Raw genomic sequence first — 9,323 nt, forward strand, 5'->3', positions numbered from 1 at the left:
CGTGTCTAAAGAAAAATTTGAACGTACAAAACCGCACGTCAACGTTGGTACTATCGGCCACGTTGACCATGGTAAAACTACCCTGACTGCTGCAATCACTACCGTACTGGCTAAAACCTACGGCGGTGCTGCTCGTGCTTTCGACCAGATCGATAACGCACCAGAAGAAAAAGCTCGTGGTATCACCATCAACACCTCTCACGTTGAGTATGACACCCCGACTCGCCACTACGCACACGTAGACTGCCCAGGCCACGCCGACTATGTTAAAAACATGATCACCGGTGCTGCGCAGATGGACGGCGCGATCCTGGTTGTTGCTGCGACTGACGGCCCTATGCCTCAGACTCGTGAGCACATCCTGCTGGGTCGTCAGGTAGGCGTTCCTTTCATCATCGTGTTCCTGAACAAATGTGACATGGTTGATGACGAAGAGCTGCTGGAACTGGTAGAGATGGAAGTTCGTGAACTGCTGTCTCAGTACGATTTCCCAGGCGACGACACTCCAATCGTTCGTGGTTCCGCGCTGAAAGCGCTGGAAGGCGACGCAGAGTGGGAAGCGAAAATCATCGAACTGGCTGGCTACCTGGATTCTTACATCCCAGAACCAGAGCGTGCGATTGACAAGCCATTCCTGCTGCCAATCGAAGACGTATTCTCCATCTCCGGTCGTGGTACCGTTGTTACCGGTCGTGTAGAGCGCGGTATCATCAAAGTTGGTGAAGAAGTTGAAATCGTTGGTATCAAAGAGACTGCGAAGTCTACCTGTACTGGCGTTGAAATGTTCCGCAAACTGCTGGACGAAGGCCGTGCTGGTGAGAACGTTGGTGTTCTGCTGCGTGGTATCAAACGTGAAGAAATCGAACGTGGTCAGGTTCTGGCGAAGCCAGGCTCAATCAAGCCACACACCAAGTTCGAATCTGAAGTGTACATTCTGTCCAAAGACGAAGGCGGCCGTCATACTCCGTTCTTCAAAGGCTACCGTCCACAGTTCTACTTCCGTACAACTGACGTGACCGGTACCATCGAACTGCCAGAAGGCGTAGAGATGGTAATGCCAGGCGACAACATCAAGATGGTTGTGACGCTGATCCACCCAATCGCGATGGACGACGGTCTGCGTTTCGCAATCCGTGAAGGCGGCCGTACCGTTGGCGCGGGCGTTGTTGCTAAAGTTCTGGGCTAATTAATTATCCCTGAAATAAAAAGGACGCTCCGGCGTCCTTTTTTGTTTTCTGCCGTTGGGGCATTGTCATAAAAATTCGCATTTTTTGCTTTCTCCCGCCACGTATTCCGAAGCCCGTGCTATTGTAATCATAACCATTCTCACTTACACTTTGCGCATATTTTGAACGGGAGTCTTTATGTACGTTTGTTTATGTAATGGTGTAAGCGACAAAAAAATTCGTCAGGCCGTTCGCCAGTTTCAACCACAATCTTTCCAGCAGCTTCGCAAGTTTGTTCCGGTGGGAAATCAATGCGGTAAATGCGTTCGCGCAGCGCGTGAGATCATGCAGGACGAACTGATGCAGATCCCGGAATTCAAAGAGATCGCGTAAGCCTCTATCTTTTTTTTGACATCCCCGTAGCCCGATCTACGCTTCAATGAGTGGAAGCGGAGGGACTATATAATGAAAGGTGATGTTAAAATCATAAGTTATCTCAATAAATTATTGGGAAATGAGCTTGTCGCAATCAATCAGTATTTTCTCCATGCAAGAATGTTTAAAAACTGGGGACTGACTCGCCTCAACGATGTTGAATACCATGAGTCCATTGATGAAATGAAACACGCCGATAAATACATTGAGCGTATTTTATTCCTCGAAGGCATTCCTAACCTACAGGATCTCGGAAAACTGGGCATCGGAGAAGATGTCGAAGAGATGCTGCGTTCTGATCTCCGGCTGGAGCTGGAGGGTGCAAAAGATCTGCGTGAAGCCATTGCCTATGCGGACAGCGTACATGACTACGTCAGCCGCGATATGATGATCCAGATCCTGGCCGATGAAGAAGGGCACATCGACTGGCTTGAGACCGAACTAGATCTCATTAGCAAAATTGGCCTACAGAACTACCTTCAGTCTCAGATTAAAGTGGAAAGTTAATCAGGCTTTCCCAGCCAACGCATAAACCCGCTGCCGCCAGAAATGGCCCAAAAGGCAGTGGGTTTTTTAATGCCTGCTTATCAGGGGTAAATAACGAGAAAGCAACCAGATACAGCAGAGCCATTAGCGCGGCCACTAATGCCAGTATTGGTAGTACACACCAGCCATGCCATGCCCCCAGCGCCGCCAGATATTTTATGTCGCCATATCCCATCCCTTCACGTCGGCAGATGAGACGGTATCCCCAATAGATAATGGCGAATCCGGCGTATCCTGCCATCGCACCCACTACCGCGCTCGGCAAAAAATCAGGATGGAGACAAAGCTGGTAGAGCAGGCCCGTCCATAGCAGCGGGCAAAGAAATTTATCGGGAAGAAGCCCCGTGCGAATATCGGTGCGAACAAGCAAGGCCGATAACGCAAAATAGATCAGCAGAAAGGGGAGGGACAGTAGCATAGCGAGAGCCTCAAAATGGTTTGAGCGCATACTCGTAATAATCTGCATGGCCCGGCAATGTGTAAAAACAGCAATTGCGTAGCGGCTTCAGACAAAGAGTTGAGAAGGGATACTTTGCATAAAAAATTGCGCGGCCTTACGTATAGTACGTCTTTGGCGCTTAATTTCTAAACGGCACTTGCGTCTTTCTCTGATTTACGTATAATGCGCGGGCTTGTCGTAATTGACGGCGGGTTCAATCTGAACCAGAGTAGCTCACTTTGTTACTCAACAATGCTCCCAATTGGGGAGCTACGTAAGAACGGTTACACTCTCCCATCAATCGTAATGGGTTTGAGGAGTAATCATTTTCGTTTATAAAATAATTGGAGCTCTGGTCTCATGCAGAACCAAAGAATCCGTATCCGCCTTAAAGCGTTTGATCATCGTCTGATCGATCAATCAACCGCGGAAATCGTCGAGACTGCTAAGCGCACTGGTGCGCAAGTCCGTGGTCCGATCCCGCTGCCGACCCGCAAAGAGCGCTTTACCGTTCTGATCTCTCCGCACGTTAACAAAGATGCGCGTGATCAGTACGAAATCCGCACTCACAAGCGTCTGGTTGACATCGTTGAGCCAACTGAGAAAACCGTTGATGCTCTGATGCGTCTGGATCTGGCTGCCGGTGTAGACGTGCAGATCAGCCTGGGTTAATCAGGTCATCGAGCGATTGAGAGGTTGAAACAATGATTGGTTTAGTCGGTAAAAAAGTGGGTATGACCCGCATCTTCACTGAAGATGGCGTTTCTATCCCAGTAACCGTAATCGAAGTTGAAGCAAACCGCGTTACTCAGGTTAAAGATCTGGCTAACGATGGCTACCGCGCTATTCAGGTTACCACTGGTGCTAAAAAAGCTAACCGTGTAACCAAACCAGAAGCGGGTCACTTCGCTAAAGCTGGCGTTGAAGCTGGCCGTGGTCTGTGGGAATTCCGTCTTGCTGAAGGCGAAGAGTTCACCGTAGGTCAGGACATTAGCGTTGAGCTGTTTGCTGACGTTAAAAAAGTTGACGTAACCGGTACCTCTAAAGGTAAAGGTTTTGCTGGTACCGTTAAGCGCTGGAACTTCCGTACCCAGGACGCTACTCACGGTAACTCCTTGTCTCACCGCGTTCCGGGTTCTATCGGTCAGAACCAGACTCCGGGCAAAGTGTTCAAAGGCAAGAAAATGGCAGGTCAGCTGGGCAACGAACGTGTAACCGTTCAGAGCCTGGACGTAGTACGTGTTGACGCTGAGCGCAACCTGCTGCTGGTTAAAGGTGCGGTCCCGGGTGCAACCGGTAGCGACCTGATCGTTAAACCAGCTGTGAAGGCGTAAGGGGATAGCAATGGAATTAGTATTGAAAGACGCGCAGAGCGCGCTGACTGTTTCCGAAACTACCTTCGGTCGTGATTTCAACGAAGCGCTGGTTCACCAGGTTGTTGTTGCTTATGCAGCTGGTGCTCGTCAGGGTACTCGTGCTCAGAAGACTCGTGCTGAAGTAACTGGTTCAGGCAAAAAGCCATGGCGCCAGAAAGGTACCGGCCGTGCGCGTTCAGGTTCTATCAAGAGCCCGATCTGGCGTTCAGGTGGCGTGACCTTCGCTGCGCGTCCACAGGACCACAGTCAAAAAGTTAACAAAAAGATGTACCGCGGCGCGCTGAAAAGCATTCTGTCCGAACTGGTACGTCAGGATCGTCTGATCGTTGTCGAGAAGTTCTCTGTTGAAGCGCCTAAAACTAAGCTGCTGGCACAGAAACTGAAAGACATGGCTCTGGAAGATGTGCTGATCATCACCGGTGAGCTGGACGAGAACCTGTTCCTGGCCGCGCGTAACCTGCACAAGGTTGACGTACGCGACGCGACTGGTATCGACCCGGTTAGCCTGATCGCCTTCGACAAAGTCGTAATGACTGCTGATGCTGTTAAGCAAGTTGAGGAGATGCTGGCATGATTCGTGAAGAACGTCTGCTGAAGGTGCTGCGCGCACCGCACGTTTCTGAAAAAGCGTCTACTGCGATGGAAAAAACAAACACCATCGTTCTCAAAGTTGCTAAAGACGCGACCAAAGCAGAGATCAAAGCTGCTGTGCAGAAACTGTTTGAAGTCGAAGTCGAAGTCGTTAACACCCTGGTAGTTAAAGGGAAAGTTAAACGTCACGGACAGCGTATCGGTCGTCGTAGCGACTGGAAAAAAGCTTACGTCACCCTGAAAGAAGGCCAGAACCTGGACTTCGTTGGCGGCGCTGAGTAAGTCGGAGGAGTAATACAATGGCAGTTGTTAAATGTAAACCGACATCTCCGGGTCGTCGCCACGTAGTTAAAGTGGTTAACCCTGAGCTGCACAAGGGCAAACCTTTTGCTCCGTTGCTGGAAAAAAACAGCAAATCCGGTGGTCGTAACAACAATGGCCGTATCACCACTCGTCACATCGGTGGTGGCCACAAGCAGGCTTATCGTATTGTTGACTTCAAACGCAACAAAGACGGTATCCCAGCAGTTGTTGAGCGTCTTGAGTACGATCCGAACCGTTCCGCGAACATCGCGCTGGTTCTGTACAAAGATGGCGAACGCCGTTACATCCTGGCCCCTAAAGGCCTGAAAGCTGGCGACCAGATTCAGTCTGGCGTTGATGCTGCAATCAAAGCAGGCAACACCCTGCCGATGCGCAATATCCCGGTTGGTTCTACCGTTCATAACGTAGAAATGAAACCAGGTAAAGGCGGTCAGCTGGCGCGTTCCGCGGGTACTTACGTTCAGATCGTTGCGCGTGACGGTGCTTATGTCACCCTGCGTCTGCGTTCTGGTGAAATGCGTAAAGTCGAAGCAGACTGCCGCGCTACTCTGGGCGAAGTTGGCAATGCTGAGCATATGCTGCGCGTTCTGGGTAAAGCTGGTGCTGCACGCTGGCGTGGTGTTCGTCCTACCGTTCGCGGTACTGCGATGAACCCAGTCGACCACCCACATGGTGGTGGTGAAGGTCGTAACTTTGGTAAGCACCCGGTAACTCCGTGGGGCGTTCAGACCAAAGGTAAGAAGACCCGCAGCAACAAGCGTACTGATAAATTTATCGTACGTCGCCGTAGCAAATAATTTTAGAGGATAAGCCATGCCACGTTCTCTCAAGAAAGGTCCTTTTATTGACCTGCACTTGCTGAAGAAGGTAGAGAAAGCGGTGGAAAGCGGAGACAAGAAGCCCCTGCGCACTTGGTCCCGTCGTTCAACGATCTTTCCTAACATGATCGGTTTGACCATCGCTGTCCATAATGGTCGTCAGCACGTTCCAGTCTTTGTTACCGACGAAATGGTTGGTCACAAACTGGGTGAATTCGCACCGACTCGTACTTATCGCGGCCACGCTGCTGATAAAAAAGCGAAGAAGAAATAAGGTAGGAGGAAGAGATGGAAACTTTAGCTCAACATCGCCATGCTCGTTCTTCTGCACAGAAGGTTCGCCTTGTTGCTGACCTGATTCGCGGTAAGAAAGTGTCGCAGGCCCTGGACATCCTGACCTATACCAACAAGAAAGCTGCGGTATTGGTCAAGAAAGTACTGGAATCTGCCATTGCTAACGCTGAACACAACGATGGCGCTGACATCGACGATCTGAAAGTCGCGAAAATTTTCGTAGATGAAGGCCCAAGCATGAAGCGCATTATGCCGCGTGCGAAAGGTCGTGCAGATCGCATCCTGAAGCGCACCAGCCACATTACTGTGGTTGTGTCCGATCGCTGAGACTCTGGAGACTAGCAATGGGTCAGAAAGTACATCCTAATGGTATTCGCCTGGGTATTGTAAAACCATGGAACTCTACCTGGTTTGCGAACACCAAAGAATTCGCTGACAACCTGGACAGCGATTTTAAAGTACGTCAGTACCTGACTAAGGAACTGGCTAAAGCGTCTGTATCTCGTATCGTTATCGAGCGTCCAGCTAAGAGCATCCGTGTGACTATTCACACTGCTCGCCCTGGCATCGTTATCGGTAAGAAAGGCGAAGACGTAGAAAAACTGCGCAAGGTCGTAGCGGATATCGCTGGCGTTCCTGCACAGATCAATATCGCTGAAGTTCGTAAGCCTGAACTGGACGCTAAATTGGTTGCTGACAGCATCACTTCTCAGCTGGAACGTCGCGTTATGTTCCGTCGTGCTATGAAGCGTGCTGTACAGAACGCAATGCGTCTGGGCGCTAAAGGTATCAAAGTTGAAGTTAGCGGCCGTCTGGGCGGCGCGGAAATCGCACGTACCGAATGGTACCGCGAAGGTCGCGTACCGCTGCACACTCTGCGTGCTGACATCGACTACAACACCTCTGAAGCGCACACCACTTACGGTGTAATCGGCGTTAAGGTATGGATCTTCAAAGGTGAGATCCTGGGTGGTATGGCTGCTGTTGAACAACCGGAAAAACCGGCTGCTCAACCTAAAAAGCAGCAGCGTAAAGGCCGTAAATAAGGAGCGTCGCTGATGTTACAACCAAAGCGTACAAAATTCCGTAAAGTGCACAAAGGCCGCAACCGTGGTCTGGCGCAGGGTACGGATGTTAGCTTCGGCACTTTCGGTCTGAAAGCTGTTGGCCGTGGTCGTCTGACTGCACGTCAGATCGAAGCAGCACGTCGTGCAATGACCCGTGCAGTTAAGCGTCAAGGTAAGATCTGGATCCGTGTATTCCCGGACAAACCGATCACCGAGAAGCCACTGGAAGTTCGTATGGGTAAAGGTAAAGGTAACGTGGAGTACTGGGTTGCCTTGATCCAACCGGGCAAAGTCCTTTATGAAATGGACGGTGTTCCGGAAGAGCTGGCCCGTGAAGCCTTCGGCCTGGCAGCAGCGAAACTGCCTATCAAAACCACCTTTGTAACTAAGACGGTGATGTAATGAAAGCAAAAGAGCTGCGTGAAAAAAGCGTTGAAGAGCTGAACGCTGAGCTGCTGAACCTGCTGCGTGAGCAGTTCAACCTGCGTATGCAGGCTGCAAGTGGCCAGCTGCAACAGACTCACCTGCTGAAGCAAGTGCGTCGCAATGTTGCGCGCGTTAAGACTTTACTGACTCAGAAGGCGGGTGCGTAATGACCGATAAAATCCGTACTCTGCAAGGTCGTGTTGTTAGCGATAAAATGGAGAAATCCATTGTTGTAGCTATCGAACGTTTTGTGAAACACCCGATCTACGGTAAATTCATCAAGCGTACGACCAAACTGCACGTACATGACGAGAACAACGAATGTGGTATCGGCGACAAGGTTGAAATCCGTGAATGCCGTCCACTGTCCAAGACTAAGTCCTGGACGCTGGTTCGCGTTGTAGAGAAAGCGGTTCTGTAATAGAGTACGCATTCTCAATACGAATAAACGGCTCAGCGATGAGCCGTTTATTTTTTCTACCCATATTGCAGAAGCGGTGTTATAATGCCGCGCCCTCGATATGGGGCTTTTTAACGGCTCTGATTTTAGAGTCTCAGGTAGTAGTTGACATTAGCGGAGCACTAAAATGATCCAAGAACAGACTATGCTGAACGTCGCCGACAACTCCGGTGCACGTCGCGTAATGTGTATCAAGGTTCTGGGTGGCTCGCACCGTCGCTACGCAGGCGTAGGCGACATCATCAAGATCACCATCAAGGAAGCAATTCCACGTGGTAAGGTCAAAAAAGGTGATGTGCTGAAGGCGGTAGTGGTGCGCACCAAGAAGGGTGTTCGTCGCCCTGACGGTTCTGTCATTCGCTTCGATGGTAATGCATGCGTTATTTTAAACAATAACAGCGAGCAGCCTATCGGCACGCGTATCTTTGGGCCGGTAACTCGTGAACTTCGTACTGAGAAGTTCATGAAAATTATCTCTCTGGCACCAGAAGTACTCTAAGGAGCGAATCATGGCAGCGAAAATCCGTCGTGATGACGAAGTTATCGTGTTAACCGGTAAAGATAAAGGTAAACGCGGTAAAGTAAAAAATGTTCTGTCTTCCGGCAAACTTGTCGTTGAAGGTATCAACCTGGTTAAGAAACATCAGAAGCCGGTTCCGGCCCTGAACCAACCAGGCGGCATCGTTGAAAAAGAAGCTGCTATTCAGGTTTCTAACGTTGCAATCTTCAATGCGGCTACCGGCAAGGCTGACCGTGTAGGCTTTAGATTCGAAGACGGTAAAAAAGTCCGTTTCTTCAAATCTAACAGCGAAACTATCAAGTAATTTGGAGTAGTACGATGGCGAAACTGCATGATTACTACAAAGACGAAGTAGTTAACAAACTCATGACTGAGTTTAACTACAATTCTGTCATGCAAGTCCCTCGGGTCGAGAAGATCACCCTGAACATGGGTGTTGGTGAAGCGATCGCTGACAAGAAACTGCTGGATAACGCAGCAGCTGACCTGACAGCAATCTCCGGTCAAAAACCGCTGATCACCAAAGCACGCAAATCTGTTGCAGGCTTCAAAATCCGTCAGGGCTATCCGATCGGCTGTAAAGTAACTCTGCGTGGCGAACGCATGTGGGAGTTCCTTGAGCGCCTGATCACTATTGCTGTTCCACGTATCCGTGACTTCCGTGGCTTGTCCGCTAAGTCTTTCGACGGTCGTGGTAACTACAGCATGGGTGTCCGTGAGCAGATCATCTTCCCAGAAATCGACTACGATAAAGTCGACCGCGTGCGTGGTTTGGATATTACCATTACCACTACTGCGAAATCTGATGAAGAAGGCCGTGCTCTGCTGGCTGCCTTTGACTTCCCGTTCCGCAAGTAAGGT

General features: G+C 50.1%; 18 protein-coding genes. 17 read left to right on the forward strand and 1 reads right to left on the reverse strand.

Going from position 1 to position 9,323, the window contains the following annotated elements; genetic code table 11:
- The first annotated feature begins 1 nt into the window (after nt 1).
- The 3 genes from tuf to bfr all read left to right on the forward strand — a co-directional run bounded on the left by tuf (nt 2) and on the right by bfr (nt 2,108).
- Nucleotides 2-1,186 (forward strand): elongation factor Tu, encoded by a 1,185-nt coding sequence (gene tuf / locus SK50_RS03705; protein WP_032634256.1) that lies wholly within the window; start codon nt 2-4, stop codon nt 1,184-1,186.
- Nucleotides 1,187-1,364: 178 nt separating this feature from the next.
- On the forward strand, nt 1,365-1,559 hold the full coding sequence (gene bfd, locus SK50_RS03710) for a bacterioferritin-associated ferredoxin (protein ID WP_003863268.1): 195 nt from the start codon (nt 1,365-1,367) through the stop codon (nt 1,557-1,559).
- 72 nt (nt 1,560-1,631) lie between these two features.
- A complete protein-coding gene (bfr, locus tag SK50_RS03715) occupies nt 1,632-2,108 on the forward strand; it encodes a bacterioferritin (protein WP_003863270.1) in 477 nt (158 codons plus the stop codon).
- On the opposite strand, the gene SK50_RS03720 is transcribed toward bfr, so the two are convergent.
- Complete coding sequence (locus tag SK50_RS03720; RefSeq protein WP_017693881.1) at nt 2,092-2,565, reverse strand: prepilin peptidase; 474 nt, start codon at nt 2,563-2,565, stop codon at nt 2,092-2,094. The genes bfr and SK50_RS03720 overlap by 17 nt on opposite strands.
- A gap of 381 nt (nt 2,566-2,946) precedes the next feature.
- On the opposite strand from SK50_RS03720, the gene rpsJ reads away from it, so the two are divergent.
- From rpsJ to rplE, 14 genes are all read left to right on the forward strand, one after another.
- Complete coding sequence (rpsJ, locus tag SK50_RS03725) at nt 2,947-3,258, forward strand: 30S ribosomal protein S10 (RefSeq protein ID WP_001181005.1); 312 nt, start codon at nt 2,947-2,949, stop codon at nt 3,256-3,258.
- Nucleotides 3,259-3,290: 32 nt separating this feature from the next.
- On the forward strand, nt 3,291-3,920 hold the full coding sequence (rplC, locus tag SK50_RS03730) for a 50S ribosomal protein L3 (protein ID WP_003863274.1): 630 nt from the start codon (nt 3,291-3,293) through the stop codon (nt 3,918-3,920).
- A 10-nt stretch (nt 3,921-3,930) separates the two neighbouring features.
- Nucleotides 3,931-4,536 (forward strand): 50S ribosomal protein L4, encoded by a 606-nt coding sequence (gene rplD, locus SK50_RS03735; RefSeq protein WP_000424395.1) that lies wholly within the window; start codon nt 3,931-3,933, stop codon nt 4,534-4,536.
- Entirely contained in the window at nt 4,533-4,835 is a 303-nt protein-coding gene (gene rplW, locus SK50_RS03740) for a 50S ribosomal protein L23 (protein WP_000617546.1), read from the forward strand. Before rplD ends, rplW begins: the two co-directional genes overlap by 4 nt.
- A 17-nt stretch (nt 4,836-4,852) precedes the next feature.
- Nucleotides 4,853-5,674 carry a 50S ribosomal protein L2 gene (rplB, locus tag SK50_RS03745; RefSeq protein WP_000301859.1) on the forward strand — a complete coding sequence of 274 codons (822 nt, stop codon included), beginning with the start codon at nt 4,853-4,855 and terminating at the stop codon, nt 5,672-5,674.
- Between the two features lie 16 nt (nt 5,675-5,690).
- The gene (gene rpsS / locus SK50_RS03750) at nt 5,691-5,969 is read left to right on the forward strand and encodes a 30S ribosomal protein S19 (RefSeq protein WP_001138117.1); all 279 of its coding nucleotides are present in this window, start codon (nt 5,691-5,693) and stop codon (nt 5,967-5,969) included.
- Nucleotides 5,970-5,983: 14 nt separating this feature from the next.
- A complete protein-coding gene (gene rplV / locus SK50_RS03755) occupies nt 5,984-6,316 on the forward strand; it encodes a 50S ribosomal protein L22 (RefSeq protein ID WP_002919773.1) in 333 nt (110 codons plus the stop codon).
- Nucleotides 6,317-6,333: 17 nt separating this feature from the next.
- Nucleotides 6,334-7,035, forward strand: coding sequence for a 30S ribosomal protein S3 (gene rpsC / locus SK50_RS03760; protein ID WP_000529945.1), 702 nt, complete (start codon nt 6,334-6,336; stop codon nt 7,033-7,035).
- Nucleotides 7,036-7,047: 12 nt separating this feature from the next.
- A complete protein-coding gene (gene rplP / locus SK50_RS03765) occupies nt 7,048-7,458 on the forward strand; it encodes a 50S ribosomal protein L16 (RefSeq protein ID WP_002919759.1) in 411 nt (136 codons plus the stop codon).
- Entirely contained in the window at nt 7,458-7,649 is a 192-nt protein-coding gene (gene rpmC / locus SK50_RS03770) for a 50S ribosomal protein L29 (RefSeq protein WP_003863282.1), read from the forward strand. Before rplP ends, rpmC begins: the two co-directional genes overlap by 1 nt.
- Entirely contained in the window at nt 7,649-7,903 is a 255-nt protein-coding gene (gene rpsQ, locus SK50_RS03775; RefSeq protein ID WP_002438707.1) for a 30S ribosomal protein S17, read from the forward strand. The genes rpmC and rpsQ overlap by 1 nt, the downstream gene beginning before the upstream one ends.
- Nucleotides 7,904-8,069: 166 nt before the next feature.
- The gene (rplN, locus tag SK50_RS03780; RefSeq protein ID WP_002919748.1) at nt 8,070-8,441 is read left to right on the forward strand and encodes a 50S ribosomal protein L14; all 372 of its coding nucleotides are present in this window, start codon (nt 8,070-8,072) and stop codon (nt 8,439-8,441) included.
- A gap of 10 nt (nt 8,442-8,451) precedes the next feature.
- Nucleotides 8,452-8,766, forward strand: coding sequence for a 50S ribosomal protein L24 (gene rplX, locus SK50_RS03785; RefSeq protein ID WP_003863287.1), 315 nt, complete (start codon nt 8,452-8,454; stop codon nt 8,764-8,766).
- A gap of 14 nt (nt 8,767-8,780) precedes the next feature.
- Nucleotides 8,781-9,320: a 50S ribosomal protein L5 gene (rplE, locus tag SK50_RS03790; RefSeq protein WP_003863290.1), complete on the forward strand. Its 540-nt coding sequence runs from the start codon at nt 8,781-8,783 to the stop codon at nt 9,318-9,320.
- Nucleotides 9,321-9,323 lie beyond the last annotated feature (3 nt).

Origin of the sequence: Enterobacter sp. BWH64 (assembly GCF_001037645.1) — a bacterium.
Classification (GTDB): domain Bacteria; phylum Pseudomonadota; class Gammaproteobacteria; order Enterobacterales; family Enterobacteriaceae; genus Enterobacter; species Enterobacter hormaechei_C.

Excerpts from the sequence above, each read along its gene's own strand:
- rplB (WP_000301859.1), top strand. The coding sequence starts at position 4,853 with ATGGCAGTTGTTAAATGTAAACCGACATCTCCGGGTCGTCGCCACGTA.
- rplV (WP_002919773.1), top strand. The coding sequence starts at position 5,984 with ATGGAAACTTTAGCTCAACATCGCCATGCTCGTTCTTCTGCACAGAAG.
- rpsQ (WP_002438707.1), top strand. The coding sequence starts at position 7,649 with ATGACCGATAAAATCCGTACTCTGCAAGGTCGTGTTGTTAGCGATAAA.
- rplC (WP_003863274.1), top strand. The coding sequence starts at position 3,291 with ATGATTGGTTTAGTCGGTAAAAAAGTGGGTATGACCCGCATCTTCACT.
- rpsC (WP_000529945.1), top strand. The coding sequence starts at position 6,334 with ATGGGTCAGAAAGTACATCCTAATGGTATTCGCCTGGGTATTGTAAAA.
- rplD (WP_000424395.1), top strand. The coding sequence starts at position 3,931 with ATGGAATTAGTATTGAAAGACGCGCAGAGCGCGCTGACTGTTTCCGAA.
- rplX (WP_003863287.1), top strand. The coding sequence starts at position 8,452 with ATGGCAGCGAAAATCCGTCGTGATGACGAAGTTATCGTGTTAACCGGT.
- SK50_RS03720 (WP_017693881.1), bottom strand. The coding sequence starts at position 2,565 with ATGCTACTGTCCCTCCCCTTTCTGCTGATCTATTTTGCGTTATCGGCC.
- rpsJ (WP_001181005.1), top strand. The coding sequence starts at position 2,947 with ATGCAGAACCAAAGAATCCGTATCCGCCTTAAAGCGTTTGATCATCGT.
- rplN (WP_002919748.1), top strand. The coding sequence starts at position 8,070 with ATGATCCAAGAACAGACTATGCTGAACGTCGCCGACAACTCCGGTGCA.
- rpmC (WP_003863282.1), top strand. The coding sequence starts at position 7,458 with ATGAAAGCAAAAGAGCTGCGTGAAAAAAGCGTTGAAGAGCTGAACGCT.
- bfd (WP_003863268.1), top strand. The coding sequence starts at position 1,365 with ATGTACGTTTGTTTATGTAATGGTGTAAGCGACAAAAAAATTCGTCAG.
- rplP (WP_002919759.1), top strand. The coding sequence starts at position 7,048 with ATGTTACAACCAAAGCGTACAAAATTCCGTAAAGTGCACAAAGGCCGC.
- rplE (WP_003863290.1), top strand. The coding sequence starts at position 8,781 with ATGGCGAAACTGCATGATTACTACAAAGACGAAGTAGTTAACAAACTC.
- rpsS (WP_001138117.1), top strand. The coding sequence starts at position 5,691 with ATGCCACGTTCTCTCAAGAAAGGTCCTTTTATTGACCTGCACTTGCTG.
- rplW (WP_000617546.1), top strand. The coding sequence starts at position 4,533 with ATGATTCGTGAAGAACGTCTGCTGAAGGTGCTGCGCGCACCGCACGTT.
- bfr (WP_003863270.1), top strand. The coding sequence starts at position 1,632 with ATGAAAGGTGATGTTAAAATCATAAGTTATCTCAATAAATTATTGGGA.